The sequence below is a fragment of the Rossellomorea sp. y25 genome (assembly GCF_038049935.1).
Lineage (GTDB): Bacteria > Bacillota > Bacilli > Bacillales > Bacillaceae_B > Rossellomorea.
Window position 1 is genome coordinate 4,416,219 of sequence record NZ_CP145886.1, and the last position, 23,463, is coordinate 4,439,681.

Genomic DNA, 23,463 nt, shown 5'->3' on the forward strand with positions numbered 1-23,463 from the left:
ATTTGGTTGAAGCCGTTTAATGGTCCAATGTCTTTCCGTAGCTGATCTGCTCATTTTTACTTTCATCAATTCCATACTTCTTATCGATTCCATCGCTTACCTTCGCATTTACGTAGAGTAATATGATGAAAATAACAATCGACCCTTGAGCACCCATAAAGTAGTGAAAAGGAAAACCATTGAGGGTGACCGTTGACAGGCTTTCGGCAAACAGGACGACTCCAAAGGAAGATACGAGCCAAATCACTAAATACAGCGCCATATAACGGTTCTTTTCTTTAAAATACTGATCCGCTTTTGCTCTATCAATCTTCTTCATTTATGTAACCCCTTTTCAAGCTCATTATTTTAAACTGAAAATAAATTTCACGGTCTCAAAAAACGGAACCGGGACCATGGCAATCTGAACAATAAAGTAAATGAATAAAGACAAGAATGGAATGGTTAAGAAGAAAGCCCGTTTCTTTCTCAGTGCAAGAAAAATACTTCCCCCTGTTATGAGTAAAATAGCGATGAAGTAAAGCAACGTTTCACCTCCTGTTTTTGTAAGCGCTCTCTAAACGTTCCTTGATCATACAACCTCCCATTAATAAAGATTAAATTTTCTGAAATTTTATTCATGCCCTCATTATCTTTTTTGGAAAAAGGCAGGTCAATAAAGAAAAAACGACAATTGTCCATTTAATTTTTTTATTTAAATAAAATCATTTTACTAAAATAAAGATATAGGGAACTGTGATTGCATTAGTAGATTGAAGTGGCATGGAAATATTTTTCCAGTAAAGTATTTCCTTTGTCGAATTTCCGAGGAAATTTTTTATATTGATAAAGAGATAATTGGAATAGATCTGAAAACAAAAAAACTGACCGGAAATCACCAGTCAGTCTTTCTTCATCTATATGATTATTCTTCGTCTTTTACGTCAGAGCCATTATCGGCTGCGTCGTCTTTTTGATCAGCATTTTCTTGTTTCGGCTTTTGCTCAGCTTCCGGCTTTTCTTCTGCTGCATCGTCAGCTCCGTTTTCTTCTGTTGCTTTATCTTCAGCAGCTTTATCTTCGCTAGCTTGATCTTCTACGGCATTTTCTTCCGATGCTTCAGCATCCGGCTGTTCACCTGAAACCTTCTTGTCTTCTAATTGTGCTTCTTGAAGAGTTGCAAGAGACTTATTGAAGTATTCAAGCGGATTCACTGCTACATTTGCTTTACGAATTTCAAAGTGTACGTGAACACCAGCTTCTTCATTGAATAAGCTCTTACCTGCTTTAGCGATAGCTTGTCCTTGATCTACTACATCTCCAACCGCGACTTCAAAGTCTTTGACTGATTGATAACGAGTAACGATTCCTTTGCTGTGCTCGATTTCAATCGTGTTTCCGAGTAGGGAATCTTCTTGAACCTTTGTGACTGTACCGCTCATGGCAGCCAGAACATCGAATTCTTTTCCATCTTTAGAGATGTCGACTCCTTGGTTCGGATAGTACATGTTACCATAAACAACTAAGGCTGCTTCCTGTTCTTCCGCTGAAGCTTCAGTATCGTAGAATTGTTTTTCGATCACTGTATCTTCCGGACTTGCAACAGGCATTACAAAGTTTTCCAATGAACGGTTGACTTCTTCTGCAGGTTGGTTAAACTCATTGTCAGTAGGAACTCCATCATAGCTGTAATCCTTGGCTTTCTCGTTTACATCATTTCCTGCTTGGTACCACAGAATCCCCGTGATAATGATTGCTGCACTTGCTAAATAGATTGCTGGGTATGCCCAACGTCTTTTCAAAAAGTTTTGAGAAGGTTGTTTCTTTTCTTCCTCTCTCATTTTCATCACCTCAGCAATCATTCTGAACAGAATTCAGAAAATATATACACATTCGGAAAAAAATTTTAAAATTCTTATCTTTCGACAAAGGGTTGGAAAATATGTATGATTTTAAAAATAAGATGAAATTTTTCTTTTATTATGCGTTTTTCGTATTTTAACAGAGACTGTAGTAGTTGATATCCGCTACAGGACGCTCGCTTTCCGCGGGGCGGGCAGTGAGCCTCCTCCTCAGGTTCGCCTGCAGGGTCTCACCTGTCTAGCTCCGGCGTCTAGCCCCTCGAGGTCATTAGCTAAATGGTCCAAGAAGGCAAAGAACGCCTTCTAATGGCCCATTCATCTTATGCTTGTCGGGACTGAGCGAGCCGCCTACGCTTTTCGTACTTTCCCGCTATTCCCGCTGAGTCGGGCGCCTGCAGGGAGAATCAACTTACTGTTTTGCATAACTATTTAAAACAAACAAGAATAGTGCAGGTCCTGCAATTCTTGTTTGTTAACGAAATTACTATCCTGCATGATACAATATAAAAAACAGAAAGGACGAGCTGCATATGAAGAAGTTACTGAAATATGTGCTGACAGCTGCGCCTTTTCTCTATATGATTCTAATATGGATTTTGTCGAGTAATCCTGATGATGCCGTCATTCGATTTCCTGATAATCAGTTGGATCGTTTTATTAAGGAATCTCTCCATTTAATCGAATTCGGTATTTTGTATGGGTTATTTGTTATCGCTCTGTTGGCACATGGAAAGCTTCGGTTCACATTGAATTTCACCGTTGCGTTGATTAGCATCTTTTATGGATTCGTGGATGAGATACATCAGTCCTTTGTTCCGTATCGGTCTGCAACACTGATTGACGCTGCCAAGGATTTGATCGGAGTCACTGTCCTTTTTTGGATTGTGAACCGGACTTATTTTAAAAAGGCTGATCATCCATTGACGAAGAAGATGAAAAAGTTCGAAGCATATTTAAAAAAGGATTGAGTCTCTACTGGTCTACTTGACCTGAAGACTCAATCCTTTTTTTTATCTTTGTGCGGTTACTTTCTGCAGGAGTTTATCTGATTCCGTTATTTTGACATCTTTATAGTAATGACTGACGATGTCTTGATAATTCTTGCCTTCCTTCGCCATCCCGTTTGCTCCGTATTGGCTCATTCCGACCCCGTGTCCGAATCCTTTTGTGGCAATGACAATATGATCATCTTTCAGATACCAGGTAAAGTCTGAAGATCTGAGTTCTAATTTCTCTCGAATTTCCCGGCCGGAAAATCCTTTGCCGTTAATTTCAACACTCGCTACCCTTTTGCCTTCCGTTCTTGACGTGATCGTTCCGACCGATCCATCCTTTGGCAGTGTTACGCCCAATTTCTGCTCAAATTCTTTAATCGGTATAATCTTTTGATCCTCGAACCTTGGTGACGCCGAGTCCCAAGGGCTTTCTACACTTCGTAAATATGGATATTCATTCGGCCAATAAGCCTCAGAGTTTTCTGTGTAACCATTGCTCGTTGAGAAGAAGGCTGCCGTAATCGGCTTACCATCATAGGTCAGCACCTGTCCCATCGTTTCAAGGACCGCTTCGGAAATTTTTTTGACCTTCCAATCATAGTCAGCTCCCCAAAGACCTGCAAGCTCCTTCTGGTTCTTATACACCTGATGAGAGACCGTATCCGTCACATCGGCACCCTTCGGAACAGAGGAGTCCTCAAGTAGAAGCTGATTCACAATATACGTTCGTGCTGCAAGGGCTTGTGCTTTTAAGGCTTCCTTTTCAAAATCTGCAGGCATTTCACCAGCCACTACCCCTACTACATACTGCTCCAAAGGAAGTTTCTCGATCAGGTCCTGGTTGGAACGGTAGACAGCTACCTCGACTGAGTTCCCCAGCTCTTCAACGGATGGCGGATTTTTCAGCTTTTCGTCTAAGTTTGCCGTTTCCTTTTCTGATGAAAATGGGAGCACGAGAAGAGTAGGGACAATAAAGATGATACTGATAAAGATTGAGAAGATGATCATTACTGGTTTCAAATGCTTCATGTTCGCGGCCTCCAATGAAAGATTAAATAGGAGAATGTCTTAGCACACTTCTCCACTCTCTTTCATATGTATGGTAGTGGACAAGCAATTATGAATCTTTTAAGAGTGATTTTGATGAAGGAAGATGTTCGGCATTGATGAACTTGGAATAAGTAATGAAGTGTGTTGTGGAGCGAATGCATTTTTAAAAATAAAATCTCAAATTTGAAAATAAATGTGCCAGAATTGAAAATAAAAGTGAAATTTTGAAAATAAATACTGCATTATTGAAAATAAATGACTTTTTCATCTCATTTTCAACATCAGCATACTATTTTTCTACCTATTTTGACGATATTTCAAAATTGCCCGTCGCAAGTCCAGCGGTTTTTGATGATAATCCAGCCGTTTTCAGCAAGAATCCAGCCGTTTTCGATTAAAATCCGGCCACTTTTACGAAGAATCCAGCCGTTCCTGACAAGAATCCAGCCGAAATCAACCATAATTCAGCTAATTTACTTATTTTACCAAAACACAACTCGAGTTTCAGCTCCGACTCTCAGCCCAAACAAAAAAAGCAAGCTCTTCTATAAAAGAAAAGCTCGCCTCCCTATTACTTACGCATCTTTAATCATGTCTTGATTAGAAACAGGTGTTTCTTCCACTTCTTTCACACGCTCGATATCGGCACCCAGGCCTGCAAGCTTCTGATGGAAGTTTACATATCCACGATCTAAATGCTTCAGTTCTGTTACTCGAGTGTAACCATCTGCTACCAGACCAGCGATTGAAAGTGCTGCTGCTGCACGTAAGTCGGTTGCAGCCACTTCTGCCCCTTGAAGAGGTGTTGGTCCGTTCATGATCACAGAACGGCCTTCAATCTTAATGTCTGCTCCCATACGACGGAATTCTTCAGCATGCATGAAACGGTTTTCGAAAACTGTCTCAGTGATGACGCTAGTGCCGTCAGCTGCTAATAGTAATGCCATCATTTGAGATTGCATATCTGTTGGGAAACCAGGATGAGGCATTGTTTTGATATCGACAGATTTCAGTTTCTCCGGCCCGATGACACGAAGTCCTTCCTCTTCATCGATGATCGTTACGCCCATTTCTTCCATCTTCGCAACTAAAGAAGATAAGTGTTCTGGAATAGCGCCTTTTACAAGGACATCACCTTGAGTGATGGCTGCAGCCACCATGAAAGTTCCTGCTTCGATACGGTCTGGAATGATGCTGTGTTCGACACCGTATAAACGGTCTACACCTTCAATACGGATCGTTCCAGTACCTGCACCTACTACGTTTCCTCCCATTTTGTTCAGGAAGTTAGCCAAGTCGACGATTTCAGGCTCTTTTGCGACGTTTTCCAGGATTGTTGTTCCTTCTGCAAGAGCAGCAGCCATCATGATGTTTTCTGTTGCCCCCACGCTTGGGAAGTCCAGATAAACCTTGGCACCCTTCAATCTTCCGTTTACTTCAGCTTCGATAAAACCATTTCCTACCTTCACTTTTGCTCCCATTGCTTCGAAGCCTTTTAAGTGTTGGTCAATCGGTCTTGATCCAATGGCACATCCACCAGGAAGCGCAACACGTGCTTTACCTGTACGTCCGAGTAGTGATCCCATTACAAGGACGGATGCACGCATTTTTCGAACATATTCAAACGGTGCTTCTACAAACAACTCTCTTGATGCATTCACGATGACTTCACCATTGTTAAACTCTACATCTGTATTTAAATGACGTAATACTTCATTAATCGTATATACATCGGAGAGTGGTGGTACATTTTTAATTACACTTTTTCCTTCACTTGCTAATAATGTAGCAGCGATGACTGGTAAAACGGCATTCTTTGCTCCTTCAACTTGCACTGTACCGCTTAAACGCTGACCGCCGCGGACGATAATTTTTTCCAAGAGTATTCCCCTCCGCGTCCAATTTCTCTATATTAATATTCAATCGTTAGGATGGGTGTGCCAATCACAAAGGTTGTCTTAGCGCCCATTCCGCTTTTCCGTAGACCTAGTTGTATATTCATATCATCATTTTTTGTTGGTATTTTCCGTGACATTTGTTCCGAGTAAGCTGAAATGGAATAAAAGTCTTCTTCTCTAAGTGATTCCAGTTCTTTTGCGTCTAATTTCGACATTAATTCGACAGCCTGATTCGACAAAACTTTCTCAAGCTTATCATTGAATTCGCCTTTTATACAAGAGAAAATCATGGGTTTATTAGTAAAAATGATTTCCATATTTGGGATAAATTCAGTCTTGATGTAATGCCTCGTCTTTTCTCCCAACGCTTTCTGAGCACCGCGCATCTCATACATAACATACGAAACAGATTGCTTGTTTGTGAGGGTGTGCTGGAACTTAATGGTTTCTTCCCCGTGAGACGTCTGACGTTGTCCCACAACCATTACCTCTTCAGCTGACTTTTTCGTCACCCACTCAAAATCAGAAAATCTTTCTTGCATAGTAGTACTATATTTGGCAAATCCTTTATTCGTGAAGCTTTTTTTGTTTTCTCTTGCATATAGAGACCATTCAGTTATCTGACCTTGAGAATGAACAATGGCTTGATCAAGCTTTTCAATGTCTAATAATTGATTGGCTTCGATAGTGTTGTTCCCATTAATAACAGGAAGAAAACCTAATCCAACAAAAAAGATTAAAATAATGTAAAAATACCGACCCATTTTCCATTCCTCCCCTTACCTAAAAGTCTGTCCGAATAGGAGAAGAACATACTTGAAAATTGTCGTCATCTTTTTACAATTATTGAGTCTTTCATGCTGTTAATGAAAAGGGTTTCACTTTGAAACTTTTTCACAAAGAGGCACGAACACAAAATTAATCTTACTCAAAACAGGTTCTAATGAAAACATGCAGGAAGACCTATTTTTTGTCAAAGCTCTAATCATTCAAAGAAAACAGGCAATTGTTGAGACCACAGATAGTAATCCAGTAAAAATTGGCTGACGGCTGAGCCGATCGCGATCGTTAGTAGGATATACAGTAGTCTCCCTTGAGCGACTCGATTCTTCTTTAGGAGCTTGTCTAACTGGATGGATTGCAAAGACCAAAATGTGATCCCGAATACGAATAGATGCACGAGCATGCTGATCAGGGCCTGCTGGCCAAAGCTTTCTACCACTTTTCTCACTCCTAATAATCATTTCGACGCACATAGACTATTTTACCACACTAAGCTGTCACAACATATGTTATTTATATAAAAATATGTCCAATATGTTAATAAAAATTTTCCTTTTTACGTACTTGAAAGCTAGGTAACATATATAGGTCCGTCCGGCAAAATTGGTTGAAATTCCTGACTTGAGTTCCAGCAGCTCTCAAAGGTCCGTCCCTACAAAAAACCACCCTTCCTCAAGGAAAGGGTGGTTTTGCTGTTTTATTAGAAGTTACGTTCGGAAACGTTAATTCTGTTCATGGCACGCTTTAGAGCGAGTTCAGCACGACGGAAGTCTACATCATCACGTTGTGCCTGCATGCGGTCTTCCGCGCGGCCTTTTGCTTCTTTAGCGCGTTGTACATCGATAGCTTCTGCTGTTTCAGCAGACTGTGCTAGAATTGTCACTTGTTCAGGACGTACTTCTAAGAATCCGCCACTGACAGCTACAAGCTCAGTGTTGCCACCTTTTTTCAGGCGAACCGCACCGATTTGTAGTGGAGCAACCATCGGAATGTGTCCAGGTAAGATTCCAAGCTCACCGCTTTGAGCTTTCGTGCTCACCATTTCCACTTCTGAATCGTACACTGGGCCATCGGGAGTGACAATATTGACTTTTAATGTCTTCATTTTCTTCCCTCCTGGTCCCTAATTATACCTCTACGCCCATTTCTTTAGCTGCTGCTAATACATCCTCAATCGGACCTACTAGACGGAACGCATCTTCAGGAATGTGATCGTATTTACCGTCAAGGATATCTTTGAAACCTTTAACAGTGTCTTTCACTTCAACGTAAGAACCTTTTTGTCCAGTGAACTGTTCTGCAACGTGGAAGTTTTGAGATAAGAAGAATTGTACACGACGAGCGCGGTGTACCGTCAGCTTATCATCATCAGAAAGCTCATCCATACCAAGGATCGCGATGATATCTTGAAGTTCTTTATAACGCTGTAATGTTTGTTGAACATTACGAGCGATGCTGTAGTGTTCTTCTCCTACGATTTCTGGAGAAAGAGCACGTGAAGTCGATGCTAATGGATCTACCGCAGGATAGATACCCATCTCAGAAAGTTTACGCTCAAGGTTCGTTGTTGCATCCAAGTGAGCGAAAGTTGTAGCAGGAGCCGGATCCGTGTAGTCATCGGCAGGTACATAGATCGCTTGGATCGATGTTACAGAACCTACGTTCGTTGACGTGATACGCTCTTGCAATTGACCCATTTCAGTAGCAAGTGTCGGCTGGTAACCAACGGCAGATGGCATACGGCCTAGTAGGGCAGAAACCTCTGAACCTGCTTGCGTGAAACGGAAGATGTTATCGATGAACAGAAGTACGTCTTGACCTTGCTCATCACGGAAGTATTCAGCCATTGTAAGACCTGTCAGTGCTACACGCATACGCGCACCTGGCGGCTCGTTCATTTGTCCGAATACCATCGCTGTTTTCTTGATAACGCCAGAGTCGCTCATCTCGTGGTAAAGGTCATTTCCTTCACGAGTACGCTCTCCAACACCGGCAAATACAGAGATACCGCCGTGCTCTTGAGCGATGTTGTTGATAAGCTCCTGGATTAATACGGTTTTACCAACACCGGCACCACCGAATAGACCGATCTTACCACCCTTGATGTAAGGTGCAAGTAAGTCTACTACTTTAATACCTGTTTCCAGAATCTCAACTTCTGTAGAAAGCTGATCAAATGTAGGTGCTTGTCTATGAATTGGATCACGACGGATACCTGCTGCAAGAGGCTCGTCTAAATCGATTGATTCACCTAGAACGTTGAATACACGACCTAATGTGATATCCCCTACTGGTACAGAGATTGGTGCTCCTGTATCAAGCACGTCAGCTCCACGTTGTAAACCATCTGTGGAAGCCATCGCGATTGTACGTACAGAATCATCACCTAGGTGAAGGGCAACCTCTAATGTAAGTTCAGCTCTATCTGCAATTTGGACCTTTAATGAGTTGTAGATATCAGGAAGTTGGCCGTTAGCGAACTTGACATCGACAACTGGACCCATTACTTGAAGAACGTGTCCTTTGTTCATCTCTTTCCCTCCTAACTAGCTTTTGACGACAAAACTATGTTGTAATCCGGCACTCAACCGGAATGTCATTTCTATTCGAGTGCTGCTGCCCCGCCTACGATTTCCGTGATTTCTTGGGTAATCGCTGCTTGACGCGCACGGTTATAAGAAAGTGTAAGGCTGTTAATGATTTCTTTCGCATTGTCTGTTGCGCTTCTCATTGCTGTCATACGGGCCGCGTGCTCACTGGCTTTACCATCAAGTAACGCTCCGTAAATCAGGCTTTCAGCATATTGAGGAAGCAACACTTCCAAAATTTCTTCAGCATTAGGCTCAAACTCATAAGAAGTTAAGTTCGATGAAGAAGAATCAAGCTCCGTTAAAGGAAGAACCTTCTTCTCGGTAACATCTTGTTGAATGGCACTGACATAGTGGTTGTAGTACATGTAAAGTTCATCATAAGCACCATCAGAGAACATACTGACTGCCTTGTTGGCAATGTCTTTAATGTCTGCAAAGTTTGGTTGATCTGGTAGCCCTACAATACCTTCCACTACATTATCGCCTCGTTTTTGGAAGAAATCTCTTCCAATACGACCTAACGCAATAATGGCGTATTCATCTTGTGAGCTGTGACGCTCTTTAATCGCATTACTTACAGCACGAATGACGCTCGAGTTATAAGCCCCCGCCAAACCGCGGTCAGATGTAATGACCAAGTAGCCGGTTTTTTTTACGGGGCGGGAGACTAGCATCGGATGCGTTACATCTGTGCTACCAAGGGAAATGGAAGCAACGACTTCCTGAATTTTCTCCATGTATGGGACGAAGGCTTTCGCATTCGATTCAGCACGGTTCAATTTAGAGGCAGAGACCATTTCCATTGCTTTCGTAATTTGACTGGTTTTCTTCGTAGATGTAATACGAGTTTTTATGTCGCGTAACGATGCCACTGGTTCTCACCACCCTTTTAAAATGTTAGTCATATTCACTAGAACCAACTAAATAATGGAATAATCAGCCGGTGTCATCAGAATGAACACCGACATCTTATAAAATTACTCAGACTTTACAAATGTCTTCTTGAATTCGTTGATCGCTGCAACCATTGCATCGTCTTCAGGAAGACCTTTTGTTGTGCGGATATGGTCTAACAGTTCTGTATGGTTGTGATCTAACCAGCTTAGGAATTCACCTTCGAAACGACGAATATCTGTTACTGGAATATCATCTAAATGACCTTTTGTTAATGAATAGAAGATCATAACTTGTTTTTCAACATTAAGTGGTTTGTTAAGATCCTGCTTCAGTACTTCAACAGTACGGGCTCCACGGTTCAGTTTCGCTTGTGTCGCTTTATCAAGATCTGACCCGAACTGAGCAAATGCTTCAAGCTCACGGTATGCCGCTAAGTCAAGACGCAGTGTACCTGAAACCTTTTTCATCGCTTTGATTTGTGCGGATCCACCAACACGTGATACGGAAAGACCTGCATTGATCGCCGGACGAACACCGGAGAAGAATAGGTCAGATTGTAAGAAAATCTGTCCGTCAGTGATGGAGATAACGTTTGTTGGAATGTAAGCGGAGATATCTCCTGCCTGTGTTTCAACGAAAGGTAATGCTGTGATGGAACCTCCACCTTTTGCATCACTTAATTTCGCAGCACGCTCAAGTAAACGAGAGTGTAAGTAGAATACGTCACCAGGGAAAGCTTCACGGCCTGGAGGACGACGTAATAATAATGAAAGCTCACGGTAAGCAGATGCTTGCTTAGAAAGATCATCATATACAACAAGAACGTGCTTGCCGCTATGCATGAATTCTTCACCCATTGTGATACCAGCGTATGGTGCTAAGAATAGCATTGGAGCTGGTGAAGCAGCTGATGCCGTTACAACGATTGTGTAATCAAGGGCACCGTGCTTACGAAGCGTTTCAACCGCATTACGTACAGTTGATTCTTTTTGTCCGATCGCAACATAGATACAGATCATGTCTTGACCTTTTTGATTTAGGATTGAATCGATCGCAACAGATGTTTTACCTGTTTGACGGTCTCCGATGATTAACTCACGTTGACCACGACCGATTGGAACTAGAGCGTCGATCGCTTTGATACCAGTTTGAAGTGGCTCGTGTACGGATTTACGATCCATTACACCAGGTGCCCCGCCTTCAATTGGACGTGTTTTCGTTGTCGCAATTGGACCTAATCCATCAACTGGTTGTCCAAGTGAGTTTACAACACGACCTACTAATTCCTGTCCTACTGGAACTTCCATGATACGTCCAGTACGACGAACCTCATCGCCTTCACGAATGTCTGTAAATGGTCCGAGAATGATAATACCTACGTTGTTTTCCTCTAAGTTCTGCGCCATACCCATGACACCGTTAGAAAATTCAACAAGCTCTCCAGCCATGACATTGTCGAGGCCATGAGCACGAGCGATACCGTCACCGATTTGGATAACTGTACCTACATCGCTTACTTTCATCTCAGACTGATAGTTTTCAATTTGCTTTTTTATCAGCGCGCTGATTTCTTCCGCCTTGATGCTCATGAATTTCACCCCTCATTTATACGAAAGTTAACGAACAAGTTCACGCTCAAGACGATCCAACTTGCCAGCAAGAGTTCCGTCATAAATACGGTTGCCGATACGGACCTTAAGTCCGCCAAGTATGTTCTCGTCTATCACATTCTCAATTCTTAATGATTGTTTACCAATTCTCTTAGCAAAAGAAGCTGAGATTGCTGTCTTCTCATCTTCTGTTAAAGCACGTACGGAATACACCTTTGCTTCTGCGATTCCTCTAGCTTCATTAGAAAGCTCGATGAATGCATCGACAACACCCACTACCTGATCTTCACGATGACGATCAGTCATAAGAAGCAGTGTATTCAATACCGGTACAGAAACAGAAGAGAACGCTTCTTTCAACATGTCTTTCTTCTTATCCGTCGAAAACTTCGGATTTTCCAAAAGAATGCTTAATTCTTTATTTTGGATAAAAACGGATTTCACTGCACGAAGCTCTTGTTCAATCGCTTCTAATTGATTCTGTTCTTTGGCAATATCGAAAAGAGCTAACGCATAGCGTTTTGCGACTGTAGAGTAGCTCATCGCTCTTCTCCTGCCTCTTTAATATAATCGTTGATCAGCTTCTGTTGATCTTGAACAGAAAGTTCTTTTTCAATCACTTTCGATGCAATCAGAACAGATAGTGAAGCAACCTGCTCGCGTAATGCTGCCATCGCTTGTTCTTTCTGCGTCTCGATTTCACGTTTCGCAGATTCTTTCAAGCGCTCAGATTCCTGACGAGCCGCGATGATGATTTGTTCACGTTGCTCATCGCCCTGCTTTTTAGAGTTCTCGATCATCGCTTGCGCTTCTTGACGAGCCTCTTTTAAAAGTTGACGCTGTTCTTCCAAGCTCTTATTTGCTTCTAGACGGCTTTGTTCAGCCGCTTCTATTTCGCCTGCAATATGATTCTCACGCTCTTGCATGATGCCCATCAAAGGACCCCAAGCAAACTTCTTCAATAACGCAAGAAGGATAAGGAACATAGCAAGCTGGAATACGATATCTCCACCTGTAAAGCCGCCACCAGCTCCAAGGACAAATGCGTTTGTAAGCACGCGGTTTCACTCCCTTCAAGAGTCAATGCCTTCATAAGAAAGCTGTACAATAACGGCAAATGCCGTACCATTCATAATCAAATGTTCTTAAGTACCAAACATAAAGGAATGGCGAAGGTTCTTATCGAATGATCTTCGCCATCTTGAACTTTAAACTGCTATTATTGACCCATTACGATGAATGCGATAACTACTGCGATGATAGGAATCGCCTCTACTAACGCAACCCCGATGAACATTGTAGTTTGAAGCATACCACGAGCTTCCGGTTGACGAGCCATACCTTCTACCGTACGTGAAACAATAAGACCGTTACCAATACCTGCACCTAGTGCTGCTAAACCGATTGCAATTGCTGCTGCTAAAAGACCCATTCTGAATTTCCTCCTTTAAATGTATGAAAAAATGTTTTGAGTAGTTTTGTTCAATTTTGAACAGGGTATATATTAATGGTCAAGGCTGACTTTGTGAGCCATATAAACCATCGTTAACATAACAAAAATAAATGATTGGATTGCGCCGACAAAGATTGAGAAACCTTGCCATACAATCGTTGGGATAATGGCACCCAGTAATCCGGCTGCTCCCATGTGTGCCAGGCTTCCTACCAGTAAAGTAAGCAGGATTTCCCCAGCGTAAATGTTACCGTAAAGACGAAGACCAAGCGTTAGTGTGTTGGCAAACTCTTCAATAATCTTCAGCGGGAATAAGAACGACATAGGTCTGAAGAAGTCTTTACCGTATTCACCGAAGCCCTTCATCTTGATTGCATAATAGTGTGTTAACACAACGACCATAACCGCCAGGGTCATAGTGATAACTGGATCCGCTGTTGGTGACTTCCACCATAATTCGTGGTCAATGACTACCGAGAACGGAAGCCCTAACATGTTTGATACGAAAATGTACATGAGTAAAGTAAGTCCAAGGAGATGGAAACGACCACCTGTTTTCCAATCCATATTACTTTTCACGATATTTTTGACAAAGTCCATGACCCATTCCATAAAGTTTTGCACTCCGGTCGGTTTCATGGCCAGTCTACGAGTTGACAGAACGGCGATGAGGAATACAACGGCACTTGCCACTGTGATCATCAGTACGTTCGCCAGGTTAAAAGTTAACCCTAGAAACTCGGCTGTAGGATTTTCATGATGCAATGAAATTCACCTCTCTTCCCCGCTATTTATGAGATTTAAGCTGCTGAATAAAATAATCTATCATAATGACAACATAAATTGTCATTAATCCAATAATGACGCTCAGGAGATGAAAGTGCTCAGGGTATTCCGTTGCAATGATCACTGCAAAGGCCGCACCTGCCATCCTTGAGAAGGTCCCTAAAGATCGAACCTTTTGACCAGCTTCTACTGCATCACCGAATCGCACGGTTCTCCTCATGATCAGCCAGTGACTAAACAGACTGATGCCTGTCCCCAAAATAAGCCCAAGGAAAATAGACTGATAGGAAGTGAAACCCCAACCGAGGACGTAAAGGGAAAGGAGGAAAAATATGTACTTACGATGCCTGTTAAACACTTGCTGAAGTTCTGGCATTTACATTAATCTCCCGAATTGAAATGTTGGACTGTACGGAGCATGGTGTAGATTCCTGTTGCGAGCCCAAGGAGTAGTCCAATAATTAAGAAAAGTGGTGTGGTGTTCCATATTCCATCTAACCATCTCCCGCCGAAGATCCCTATTAAAATAGAACCAACAAGCTGGGAAAGAATAGCAGAATACAAGACCATCGATTGATACGGGCGTCGATCATTTTGACGCATTTTTTTCATCTCCACACATGTGATTTAGTGGAAAATCATTAACACTGTACAAATGATGAAAAACCGTTTTCATACGGGTTCAACCCTTGTGAAAACCTTATCATTTTATACCCTTTGTAAGCATACAATAGGGCTTTATCTATGTCAATGCGTTCAAGTTAAAAAGTTCACAACCTATCCACGCGTTCCCAAATTGTTCACATTTTCAACACATTTACAGAAAAGCGGAGGCGGGTTGGTTAGAGGCGACAAGCACAAGGCGAACTTACCGGAAAGGCGCTTTTTGCCTTTTTGGTAAGTTTGGCTTATGACCTCGAGCCTCTTCCCGCTGGAGCTGGACACGTCGAAAAGCGGAGGGGGCTTGCCCTGGGGCGACAAGCATAAGGCGAGTCGACCGGAAAGGCGTTCTTTGCCTTTTTGGTCGGCTTGACTTATGACCTCGAGCCCCAAGCCCCCGCAGCTGGACATCTCGAAAAGCGGAGGCGGGTTGGTCAGGCCCGACAAGCACAACTGGGAAATCCCTAAAGGCGTTCTTTGCCTTTTGGGATTTTTCAGTTGTGACCTCGAGAGACTACCCGCCGGAGCTGAACATGCCGAAAAGCGGAGCCGACTGGTCAGGCCCATCAAGCATATCCAAGGATTCCCCGGAATGAAAAAGCCCAACAAACTTACCACTTTTCCCATCGATTGCTCACTTTATTAACAAATCCATAGGTTCTATCTCCACATGCCCCTCCATTATATAGAAAATTCTTTTTATGAGTAACCCTTGAATTTAATGTAAATACTTCCAATTAAATAACAATGGGGTTTGCCGGTTATATAAATAAGAAAGCCGGATTATCACGTGTTGATAATCCGGCTTTCTTATTTACTTCAAATTATTTTGTACCGTATAAACGATCTCCCGCGTCCCCTAAACCAGGAACGATGTATCCTTTTTCATTCAGCTTCTCATCAAGAGCAGCGATGAAGATATCAACGTCAGGATGCGCTTCCTTGATTGCGTCCACCCCTTCAGGACAGGCAACAAGGCACATGAACTTGATGCTTACCGCGCCGCGTTTCTTTAATGAGTTGATGGCTTCAACAGCAGATCCACCTGTTGCAAGCATCGGATCGACCAGGATGAAGTCACGCTCTTCCACATCACTTGGAAGCTTTACGTAATATTCAATCGGTTTAAGAGTCTCAGGGTCACGATATAAACCAACGTGTCCTACTTTTGCAGCCGGGATCAGTTTAAGAATTCCGTCAACCATTCCTAATCCTGCTCGCAGAATAGGAACGATCCCTAATTTTTTACCTGCAAGTGTTTTGGCCTTTGCGTTGCTTACCGGTGTTTCTACATCAATATCCTCTAACGGTAAATCGCGTGTGATTTCAAACGCCATTAGTGTCGCCACTTCATCAACAAGCTCACGAAATTCCTTCGTACCTGTTTGTTTATCACGAATAAACGTTAATTTGTGTTGGATTAACGGATGATCAAATACATATACTTTGCCCACTCGACTCTCTCCTTTAAGTTCGATTTATGTAAAAATAGTTTGTCCACTTCATTTACACCTCAGACTATTGTACATAAAAGACAATTTAAGAGCAACAAGAGATGGGAAGTGTAATGGAATCGTTAGAAATGATATGAGTGGCGAGGGAAAAGACGTGTAAGGTAGTGGAATCGATTGATTTTTTGGTTAATTATGTAAATCGGCTGGATTAATGCCAGAAACGGCCGGATTTTTTAAAAAAGCCGCTGGATTATTATCAAAATCGGCCGGATTTTAACGGAAAACGGCTGGATTATCGTAAATAACGGCCGGATTCCCATTTAAGTTGCTCCTCACACCCGGTATTTAGAACTTAAAACCGATGAATCATCTACTTTTCTATTAAAAAACCTCTCCACCAGGGAAGTCAGTCCCTAATGAAGAGGTCATCATCAATTATCTTTCTGGATATAATTCGAATTTGCTTGTCAGGTCGATGACGCGTTTGCGTGCTTCTTCCAATTTTGCCTCGTCTTCATGGTTCTTAAGAGTCAGTGCCATGATGGAAGCAATTTCGTCCATGTCCTCAAGCCCGAATCCTCTTGACGTAACAGCAGCTGTTCCGATACGGACACCGCTTGTAACGAATGGGCTTTCCGGATCGAATGGGATCGTGTTTTTGTTGACGGTGATGCCGATTTCATCCAGGACTTTCTCTGCGATTTTACCAGTCAGTCCAAGTGAACGCAGGTCGATCAGTAGTAGATGGTTGTCTGATCCACCGGATACAAGGTTGATTCCTTCTTTAACAAGTCCTTCACCTAAACGGTTGGCATTGTCGATGATGTTCTGTGCGTATTCTTTAAACGAATCCTTCAGAGCTTCACCGAATGCAACAGCTTTAGCTGAGATCACGTGCATAAGTGGTCCACCTTGAATGCCAGGGAAGATAGACTTGTCTATTTTCTTTGCAAATTCTTCTCTGCATAGGATCATTCCGCCACGAGGTCCGCGCAATGTTTTGTGAGTCGTTGTTGTCACGAAGTCTGCATAAGGAACCGGGTTCTGGTGAAGGCCAGCCGCTACAAGACCGGCGATGTGAGCCATATCCACCATTAAGTATGCTCCCACTTCGTCAGCGATTTCACGGAATTTTGCGAAATCGATCGCTCTTGGGTATGCACTTGCTCCAGCTACGATCAGCTTTGGCTTGTGCTCTAACGCTTTTTGTCTAACATCTTCGTAATTGATCAGGTGCTTTTCTTCATCCACACCATACTCTACGAAATTATATTGAATTCCACTGAAGTTGACGGCACTTCCGTGAGTCAGATGTCCACCATGAGATAAGTTCATTCCAAGAACTGTGTCACCTTGTTCAAGGATTGTGAAGTAGACTGCCATATTGGCTTGTGCTCCTGAGTGAGGCTGAACGTTTACATGTTCTGCTCCAAATAGTTCCTTCGCACGATCGCGAGCCAGATTCTCAGCTACATCGACATGCTCACAGCCACCATAATAGCGACGACCTGGGTACCCCTCTGCATACTTATTTGTCAGAACGGAGCCTTGTGCTTCCATAACCGCTTCACTGACAAAGTTTTCAGATGCAATTAACTCAATTTTTGTTCGTTGACGCTCTAATTCATCTTGAATCGCTGCATAAATTTCCGGATCTTGCTTGGCAATCTTACTCATACATATCCCCCTTTAATTCATAGGCCCAACTGCTCTAGGTGCCTCATTGATTCATTCAATCTCATTCTAACACGATTCAGCAAAACGCGAAATAAAAACCTCTAGTCAAAACGTAATGTTCGTGTTTAGAGGGACGGACCTCGTGTAATGTTATTCACAATATTATCGATCTACTACCTGACTGGCCCCCACGAGTAGCATTGTGACTATAATTGTCGAATGATTATAAAATTTTCATGATTGTTAGTGATATCACTGCCTTGATTCAAAATCTCCACTTCCACCCTTTTATCATAATCATAATCTCCTTAACCCTCTATATAGTTCGGGATTCAAAACAGGTTTCAAATAGACAGAAACACTACAATAAAGGTCCGTCCCTCAACTAAGAGAAACGGACCTTCCAATGTGCATTATTCGTATACGGCTCTGATTCCGCCTATGAGTTTGGGTCTGGTTTTGGCGAGTGTGACGTGGGCTTCGCCGAGGTTTTTCTGTGATACCCGGATGGGGACGGCTACGTGTTTCAGGTGCATGCCGATAAAGGTATCTCCGATGTCGATGCCGGCGTCGCCTTGTATATGCTCTACCATGACAGGATCTTCAAAGGAGTGATATGCTTGGGTCGCCATCGCTCCACCTGCTTTTCGCACAGGAATGACCGTAACCTCCTCCAGACCTTTTCTTTCTGCAGCGTCTCTCTCCAAAACGAGCGCCCGGTTTAGATGCTCACAGCATTGAAAAGCCAGTGAAACGCCAATGGAATCGGCCCATCCTTTTAGTTCAGCATAAATCATTTCTGCTACTTCAATCGTTCCTGATGTCCCGATCCGCTCCCCCATCACTTCTGATGTGGAACAGCCGACAACAAACACTTGTCCTTTTTTCATGTGAACCTGTTCGCTGAAATCTCCCAGGATCGTTTGTAACTCTTCCTTTAATTGAGTGATTTCCATGGAATCCACTTCCTATTGTTTGTCTTCGTATGCCGTGATTTTCCCAATACGATTGGCATGACGGCCACCTTCGAATTCCGCACCGAGCCATGTTTTGGCGATTTCACGTGCAAGTCCTGGACCAATGACGCGTTCACCCATGGCTAACATATTGCTGTCATTGTGCTCACGTGTCGCTTTTGCACTGAATACATCATGTACAAGAGCACAGCGAATTCCCTTGACTTTATTAGCTGAAATGCTCATGCCAATGCCTGTACCACAAATCAGAATGCCGCGATCGAACTCTCCGCTCGCCACTTTTTCTGCAACAGGTACGGCATAGTCCGGATAGTCAACGGACGTTCCACACTCACAACCGAAGTCCTCATATTCGAGGCCCAGCTCTTCTAATAATGATTTGATTTCTTCGCGGATATTTACCCCGCCGTGATCGGATGCAATTGCAATTTTCATAGTGATCCACTCCCATAGCCTTTGTTACGTTTTATTTTGCCACATACTCTTCATTATATAAAGTTTTTCGGATTCTTTTTAGCTCCTTTTATATGTTGCTACTCATTCTCAGCTTAATAAGAAAATAGGCTGGGAAGAATAATTCTCCCCAGCCTGAACTTTTATTGGATTCCAAGCGATATCAGTATATCTTCCAAAGATCTTCCTTCAACACTTTCTTTCGGCTCATGAACAGATTCAACGGTTGGATTCTGTTTCAGATAGTGCTTTTGAGTGAATGACATATCCTTCTCATTAACCGTCCCATCGAAGTTAATGTCGGCTGAGCGCTCATTTGTTCCCCAATGTTTTTCGACTTCAAGTGCGTCCAATACATCAATGACATCGTCTTTATTCACATCTCCAGGGGTAGGCGCTTTTGTGCTTACCCCTGAGTTCCATTGGGCTGCCGGGTTACCGTCATCATCTTTATACCCTACATTAAAAGGTGTGTGGACGGTGAAATGACCCGGAATATCAACAGAGAAGATCATTTGATCCATTGTCAGCGGGAGTTTTTGAACTTCTGTCTGTGCATATCGGTTGATTGATCCTGGATATTCATTGCCCTCTTGATCTTTGACGGTCAGACTTGCCCCCAATTGTGATGGGTCCAATCCGAACCTCCATCCAGGACGACCATCTTCTTTTTGTAAGGATTCAGGTGCGGCCAAACTTCCAGATATTTTCGAGAAAGTCGGGATTATAAACATTGGTGTAATAGTCGAGACCATTGAAATCGTTTCACCTTCATTATTGATGAAATTCGTTTTTGTGTTTTCAAATGTTAAATAACGTTCATAGGAATCACTCTTCACTTTCACTGTTACCTCTGCCACCGGAACATCACCCGAAACACCATTCGGGATTTCAGCATGGATCGTAAGCTTCGTTGAAGAGCCTGTTGCGAGATAATCGGAAGAAATGGATGCTCCCATTTCAGTAAATTCCGGGTGGATGTTTACGTCTGTAATGTCCACTATTCCTTGTTTGAACGTAAAGCTAGACGTCAATTCCTTTGCATTTGAAAGGTTGTTCGCCGTTAACGTGATCTTGGTGGTTTCACCCATTCTCACATGTTTTTGCCCGAGTGTCCCTTCCATGTAAGGCGTTCCTTCTTTTACAAACGTATAGTACTTGTAATCTTCTCCTAGCCCGGAGGAATTGTAGCCTTGAAGAGCTACATCCAAGCTATTTATGGATGGGTTAAGCGGAATACTGTATTCAAACTCTCCGTTTTCATCTGTATAGAAACCATCCGTGAAGTATGGACCTCCGCTTTTTACCATGACGAAATTCCCGGTCTGATCGATGTCTACGCCTTCTTCCTGGTATTTCTCATACGTACGATCCACCACACTTCCTGTAACGGTGTAGGACTCCATCCCTGGTTCGTACTCAATCACCCCTTCATTTACATCCGTTTCAAATTGAGCACCTGTTAGGTCGATGATTGTATGATCAGCCATTTCGAATGACTTCCCTTCCTTCGTGGTTGCAATCATCTTCACCTTGTAATGTCCGGCTCCATAAGGGACTTTTACTCTTGTAGCAGAAATCGGCTGATCTTCATTTCCTGTGAACGGGAAATACGTTCCATTGAATACAGAACCGATATAATATTCGGTATCTTCAATTAGACTAGAGGTATTCATACTTCCCAGATAACCTAATTCTGCATCTGTCTTTCCGTCCACTAGAAGGACATCGATTGTCTTCATTGGAGACTTTAAGTTAAAGAATAATCCAGGCAATGGTACAAAGGGATAATACAAATCATAATCCCCTGTCAGTGCTTTAGGAGTGGTTTTCGCATAATTGATTCCTTCCTCCATCACAACGAAAGCAAAAGGAACCCTGTAGGATTCATTTTTATCCGCTTTGTTTCTAAATGTGACCATTCCCTCATACGTACCGGGCTCTGCTGTCTTTGGAGCTGTGATAAAAGCATTTATGTTTTTTGTACTATTTCCTTTCACTTTCACTCTTTTATCGATATTTAATACTACGCCATTTTCTGATGCGTCTTTTGAACCCCTAAATTCGGTTTGGAATTCAATGTCAACGTCAAAAATTTTCGTGTGTTTCTCTGTATTCTTCACCTGGATCGAACGGCTTTCAATAAAAGATGCTCCATCTTTAATGGAAAGACCAAAGTTAAGCGCACCCGATGGAGAGTTGATCTCTTTTTCAGCACCATCCATGATCGTGACCGAAGGATTATCGACCATCACACTCGATGTTGCGCTCAAAGCTTCAATAGGATCGACCTGCCCGCTCCCTGCTTCAAATACACTATAATCTTTCTTTAGTGGGTCTGCCGTATTCATTAGGAGTGTTTTGATTTCTTCCGGAGTGTATTCAGGGTTCTGCTCTAATAATAGCGCCGCCACCCCCGCTACATAAGGAGATGCCATGGATGTACCAGACAGTCTCTGATAGGCAGAATCATAGTTATCCAGATAATCGGCACCATTCGCATAAGCCGGTACGGTAGAAAGCACTTGGACTCCTGGAGCCGTTACTTCCGGTTTGATTTCATATTGACTGCGTGAAGGTCCCCGGGAGCTGAAGTCTGCCAGGGTTCCCCCTTCTTGTAAAATAGATCCTGCTTCTGAAAACACCATTTCTGATTGATCTGTCAGACCATCTTTGATTTTCAACCCATCTTGGTTCGTTAGTGAGAATGTTGGAAGATAATGAACAGATTCCCCTAAATAGTAAGGGATATGCCCTTCCTCTTTATTATCATTGAATAATAGGATGGCAGAAGCCCCCGCATTTTTGGCCAGCTTGATTTTTTCCGAAAAGGAAATCGCTCCCCTGGATACAAGCACGGCTTTCCCTTTCATATCTTTCCCTTGATAATCTGCGTTCTGTCCTAGTCCAACATCTACAACCTCAAGGCTTTGTCCATCCCACCCGGACATAGCATCACTAAAATCCTGTGCCATCAAGCGTAATTCTACATCGGCACTTCCGTTACTCAGCGGAACTGTCCCGGTAAATGTATTCACTACTATATCCACATCGTTCGCCCCGACACTCAGTGCCAAGGTTGCTGTTGCCGGGGAGCCAAGGGTTTTCATGCCACTTCCGCTGTTCCCTGCAGCAACCACCGATGTGACTCCTGCCAGCACCGCATTGTTAACAGCGACTGAAGTTGGATAAAGCGGGTCATTGACTTCCGCCCCCAATGATAAGTTGATCACATCCATCCCATCTGAAACAGCACGATCGATTGCCGCAATGATGTCACTGCTCGTTCCTCTCCCGTAAGGTCCCAGCACCCTGTATCCATATAAATCCGCTCCAGGGGCGACACCCTTCACACTAAATTCACTGCCGCTTGTCCCTTGTCCTGCTATGATGCCGGCTACATGAGTACCGTGGAGGGTGTAATAGACACTGCCAGACGCAACTTCCGGTCTTCCTGACTTTTTCCAGTCTTCGTAAGTAGTTTCCATCGGATCAGCATCATCGTCTATGAAATCATATCCGCCTTTGTATGCATCCTTCAAATCGGGATGATTATAGTCGATGCCTGTATCAATGACTCCGACTTTGATTCCCTCACCGGTAAAGCCTTCTGTATGACTCGTTTCCATGTTATGAGACGGGGATGTCATGATCGGCCGTTCGGCTTTCTCCTTTACAGGTTGAATCCCCTCTACTTCCTTGTCACTCCAGATGGCTTTGACAACATCCGAATCCAGTAATTTCTCAATCTCGTTTGCCGGCAGGGACATCGCCACCCCGTTAAATGCCTGTTTATAAGAATGTGTTATTTCATAAGCCGTTTTGCCGGTTTTCTTCTTTCCGATTAAAGCTTCAACGTCTTTCTTAAATTTTTGGTGCGATCTTTCTACTCTCTCATTGGCTTCTGACAACGAAATCGTTTTTCCCATCTTCACACCAGCAGCGACTTCTGTTTTAGCTGTATACTGATGAAATTGTACAATGATATCGGTCATATCATCAGCATCCAACCTAATGGAAGGATCCACCAATAGGCCAGTTTGTTGAGATGTCTCTAATGTATGGAGAGCTTTTCTCTGCTCTTCTGTCAAAGAAGATAGTATATCTTTTGCCTTTTGTTCTTCTGCATCAGCTGTTTCTGAAGAAAAATACGGATTAAGCGGTGAAACAAGCAAGCTTGTCGTAAAGACAACCGCAGCTCCTTTTTTAATTACCGATTGAACGTTCATAGTGTCCCCCTCTACCTTTTCTCTCTATAAAGTTTAGTTTTTTTCACTATCTTTATCGTAATAATATTTAAGTAGAGAGGCTATGGGGTTTTTGTTTAGTACTTTCATCT

23 protein-coding genes are annotated in these 23,463 nt (G+C 42.8%); 1 reads left to right on the forward strand and 22 read right to left on the reverse strand.

Translation table 11 applies throughout. From position 1 onward, the window contains the following. Nucleotides 1–16: 16 nt before the first annotated feature. The 3 genes from AAEM60_RS21990 to AAEM60_RS22000 all read right to left on the reverse strand — a co-directional run bounded on the left by AAEM60_RS21990 (nt 17) and on the right by AAEM60_RS22000 (nt 1,819). A complete protein-coding gene (locus AAEM60_RS21990; RefSeq protein ID WP_299744107.1) occupies nt 17–319 on the reverse strand; it encodes a DUF4212 domain-containing protein in 303 nt (100 codons plus the stop codon). Between the two features lie 24 nt (nt 320–343). Continuing rightward, nucleotides 344–526 carry a hypothetical protein gene (locus AAEM60_RS21995; protein ID WP_299744105.1) on the reverse strand — a complete coding sequence of 61 codons (183 nt, stop codon included), beginning with the start codon at nt 524–526 and terminating at the stop codon, nt 344–346. A 378-nt stretch (nt 527–904) separates the two neighbouring features. Continuing rightward, nucleotides 905–1,819 carry a M23 family metallopeptidase gene (locus AAEM60_RS22000; RefSeq protein WP_299744102.1) on the reverse strand — a complete coding sequence of 305 codons (915 nt, stop codon included), beginning with the start codon at nt 1,817–1,819 and terminating at the stop codon, nt 905–907. Nucleotides 1,820–2,370: 551 nt separating this feature from the next. Between AAEM60_RS22000 and AAEM60_RS22005 the strand changes: the two genes are divergently transcribed. Continuing rightward, the gene (locus AAEM60_RS22005) at nt 2,371–2,808 is read left to right on the forward strand and encodes a VanZ family protein (RefSeq protein ID WP_299744100.1); all 438 of its coding nucleotides are present in this window, start codon (nt 2,371–2,373) and stop codon (nt 2,806–2,808) included. 42 nt (nt 2,809–2,850) lie between these two features. Here AAEM60_RS22005 and spoIID read toward each other — a convergent pair whose 3' ends face one another. The 19 genes from spoIID to AAEM60_RS22100 all read right to left on the reverse strand — a co-directional run bounded on the left by spoIID (nt 2,851) and on the right by AAEM60_RS22100 (nt 23,353). After that, complete coding sequence (gene spoIID, locus AAEM60_RS22010; RefSeq protein WP_299744097.1) at nt 2,851–3,864, reverse strand: stage II sporulation protein D; 1,014 nt, start codon at nt 3,862–3,864, stop codon at nt 2,851–2,853. Nucleotides 3,865–4,460: 596 nt separating this feature from the next. Next, the gene (gene murA / locus AAEM60_RS22015; RefSeq protein ID WP_299744094.1) at nt 4,461–5,765 is read right to left on the reverse strand and encodes a UDP-N-acetylglucosamine 1-carboxyvinyltransferase; all 1,305 of its coding nucleotides are present in this window, start codon (nt 5,763–5,765) and stop codon (nt 4,461–4,463) included. A gap of 32 nt (nt 5,766–5,797) precedes the next feature. Further along, entirely contained in the window at nt 5,798–6,547 is a 750-nt protein-coding gene (locus AAEM60_RS22020; RefSeq protein ID WP_299744091.1) for a YwmB family TATA-box binding protein, read from the reverse strand. A 221-nt stretch (nt 6,548–6,768) separates the two neighbouring features. Further along, nucleotides 6,769–7,005, reverse strand: a complete 237-nt coding sequence (locus AAEM60_RS22025; protein WP_044339983.1) for a DUF1146 family protein — start codon at nt 7,003–7,005, stop codon at nt 6,769–6,771. Nucleotides 7,006–7,266: 261 nt separating this feature from the next. Continuing rightward, nucleotides 7,267–7,671 carry a F0F1 ATP synthase subunit epsilon gene (locus tag AAEM60_RS22030; RefSeq protein WP_044339984.1) on the reverse strand — a complete coding sequence of 135 codons (405 nt, stop codon included), beginning with the start codon at nt 7,669–7,671 and terminating at the stop codon, nt 7,267–7,269. 22 nt (nt 7,672–7,693) lie between these two features. Next, entirely contained in the window at nt 7,694–9,097 is a 1,404-nt protein-coding gene (gene atpD, locus AAEM60_RS22035; protein ID WP_113969230.1) for a F0F1 ATP synthase subunit beta, read from the reverse strand. A 71-nt stretch (nt 9,098–9,168) separates the two neighbouring features. Next, complete coding sequence (locus tag AAEM60_RS22040; protein WP_148971185.1) at nt 9,169–10,029, reverse strand: F0F1 ATP synthase subunit gamma; 861 nt, start codon at nt 10,027–10,029, stop codon at nt 9,169–9,171. A gap of 105 nt (nt 10,030–10,134) precedes the next feature. Further along, on the reverse strand, nt 10,135–11,643 hold the full coding sequence (atpA, locus tag AAEM60_RS22045; RefSeq protein ID WP_044339987.1) for a F0F1 ATP synthase subunit alpha: 1,509 nt from the start codon (nt 11,641–11,643) through the stop codon (nt 10,135–10,137). A 27-nt stretch (nt 11,644–11,670) separates the two neighbouring features. Next, nucleotides 11,671–12,207, reverse strand: coding sequence for a F0F1 ATP synthase subunit delta (locus tag AAEM60_RS22050; protein WP_299744071.1), 537 nt, complete (start codon nt 12,205–12,207; stop codon nt 11,671–11,673). Beyond that, nucleotides 12,204–12,722, reverse strand: a complete 519-nt coding sequence (locus AAEM60_RS22055) for a F0F1 ATP synthase subunit B (RefSeq protein ID WP_299744068.1) — start codon at nt 12,720–12,722, stop codon at nt 12,204–12,206. Before AAEM60_RS22055 ends, AAEM60_RS22050 begins: the two co-directional genes overlap by 4 nt. A gap of 161 nt (nt 12,723–12,883) precedes the next feature. Next, the gene (atpE, locus tag AAEM60_RS22060; protein ID WP_044339990.1) at nt 12,884–13,096 is read right to left on the reverse strand and encodes a F0F1 ATP synthase subunit C; all 213 of its coding nucleotides are present in this window, start codon (nt 13,094–13,096) and stop codon (nt 12,884–12,886) included. 72 nt (nt 13,097–13,168) lie between these two features. Then, nucleotides 13,169–13,882 carry a F0F1 ATP synthase subunit A gene (gene atpB, locus AAEM60_RS22065; RefSeq protein WP_299744062.1) on the reverse strand — a complete coding sequence of 238 codons (714 nt, stop codon included), beginning with the start codon at nt 13,880–13,882 and terminating at the stop codon, nt 13,169–13,171. Between the two features lie 22 nt (nt 13,883–13,904). Further along, entirely contained in the window at nt 13,905–14,279 is a 375-nt protein-coding gene (locus AAEM60_RS22070; RefSeq protein ID WP_299744059.1) for an ATP synthase subunit I, read from the reverse strand. 5 nt (nt 14,280–14,284) lie between these two features. Beyond that, nucleotides 14,285–14,506: an AtpZ/AtpI family protein gene (locus AAEM60_RS22075; RefSeq protein ID WP_044339993.1), complete on the reverse strand. Its 222-nt coding sequence runs from the start codon at nt 14,504–14,506 to the stop codon at nt 14,285–14,287. An 881-nt stretch (nt 14,507–15,387) separates the two neighbouring features. Then, nucleotides 15,388–16,017 (reverse strand): uracil phosphoribosyltransferase, encoded by a 630-nt coding sequence (gene upp / locus AAEM60_RS22080; RefSeq protein WP_044339995.1) that lies wholly within the window; start codon nt 16,015–16,017, stop codon nt 15,388–15,390. 435 nt (nt 16,018–16,452) lie between these two features. Next, nucleotides 16,453–17,694 (reverse strand): serine hydroxymethyltransferase, encoded by a 1,242-nt coding sequence (gene glyA, locus AAEM60_RS22085; protein ID WP_299746454.1) that lies wholly within the window; start codon nt 17,692–17,694, stop codon nt 16,453–16,455. Nucleotides 17,695–18,107: 413 nt separating this feature from the next. Further along, the gene (locus AAEM60_RS22090; RefSeq protein WP_299746457.1) at nt 18,108–18,650 is read right to left on the reverse strand and encodes a TIGR01440 family protein; all 543 of its coding nucleotides are present in this window, start codon (nt 18,648–18,650) and stop codon (nt 18,108–18,110) included. A gap of 12 nt (nt 18,651–18,662) precedes the next feature. Then, nucleotides 18,663–19,106 (reverse strand): ribose 5-phosphate isomerase B, encoded by a 444-nt coding sequence (gene rpiB, locus AAEM60_RS22095; RefSeq protein WP_044340552.1) that lies wholly within the window; start codon nt 19,104–19,106, stop codon nt 18,663–18,665. A 161-nt stretch (nt 19,107–19,267) separates the two neighbouring features. Beyond that, complete coding sequence (locus AAEM60_RS22100) at nt 19,268–23,353, reverse strand: S8 family serine peptidase (RefSeq protein WP_341357172.1); 4,086 nt, start codon at nt 23,351–23,353, stop codon at nt 19,268–19,270. Nucleotides 23,354–23,463: the final 110 nt, after the last annotated feature.

Coding starts and splice junctions, on each gene's coding strand:
- AAEM60_RS21990 (WP_299744107.1), bottom strand. CDS start 319: ATGAAGAAGATTGATAGAGCAAAAGCGGATCAGTATTTTAAAGAAAAG.
- AAEM60_RS22000 (WP_299744102.1), bottom strand. CDS start 1,819: ATGAGAGAGGAAGAAAAGAAACAACCTTCTCAAAACTTTTTGAAAAGA.
- AAEM60_RS22005 (WP_299744100.1), top strand. CDS start 2,371: ATGAAGAAGTTACTGAAATATGTGCTGACAGCTGCGCCTTTTCTCTAT.
- spoIID (WP_299744097.1), bottom strand. CDS start 3,864: ATGAAGCATTTGAAACCAGTAATGATCATCTTCTCAATCTTTATCAGT.
- AAEM60_RS22020 (WP_299744091.1), bottom strand. CDS start 6,547: ATGGGTCGGTATTTTTACATTATTTTAATCTTTTTTGTTGGATTAGGT.
- AAEM60_RS22030 (WP_044339984.1), bottom strand. CDS start 7,671: ATGAAGACATTAAAAGTCAATATTGTCACTCCCGATGGCCCAGTGTAC.
- atpD (WP_113969230.1), bottom strand. CDS start 9,097: ATGAACAAAGGACACGTTCTTCAAGTAATGGGTCCAGTTGTCGATGTC.
- atpA (WP_044339987.1), bottom strand. CDS start 11,643: ATGAGCATCAAGGCGGAAGAAATCAGCGCGCTGATAAAAAAGCAAATT.
- AAEM60_RS22050 (WP_299744071.1), bottom strand. CDS start 12,207: ATGAGCTACTCTACAGTCGCAAAACGCTATGCGTTAGCTCTTTTCGAT.
- atpE (WP_044339990.1), bottom strand. CDS start 13,096: ATGGGTCTTTTAGCAGCAGCAATTGCAATCGGTTTAGCAGCACTAGGT.
- AAEM60_RS22070 (WP_299744059.1), bottom strand. CDS start 14,279: ATGCCAGAACTTCAGCAAGTGTTTAACAGGCATCGTAAGTACATATTT.
- AAEM60_RS22075 (WP_044339993.1), bottom strand. CDS start 14,506: ATGCGTCAAAATGATCGACGCCCGTATCAATCGATGGTCTTGTATTCT.
- glyA (WP_299746454.1), bottom strand. CDS start 17,694: ATGAGTAAGATTGCCAAGCAAGATCCGGAAATTTATGCAGCGATTCAA.
- AAEM60_RS22090 (WP_299746457.1), bottom strand. CDS start 18,650: ATGGAAATCACTCAATTAAAGGAAGAGTTACAAACGATCCTGGGAGAT.
- rpiB (WP_044340552.1), bottom strand. CDS start 19,106: ATGAAAATTGCAATTGCATCCGATCACGGCGGGGTAAATATCCGCGAA.
- AAEM60_RS22100 (WP_341357172.1), bottom strand. CDS start 23,353: ATGAACGTTCAATCGGTAATTAAAAAAGGAGCTGCGGTTGTCTTTACG.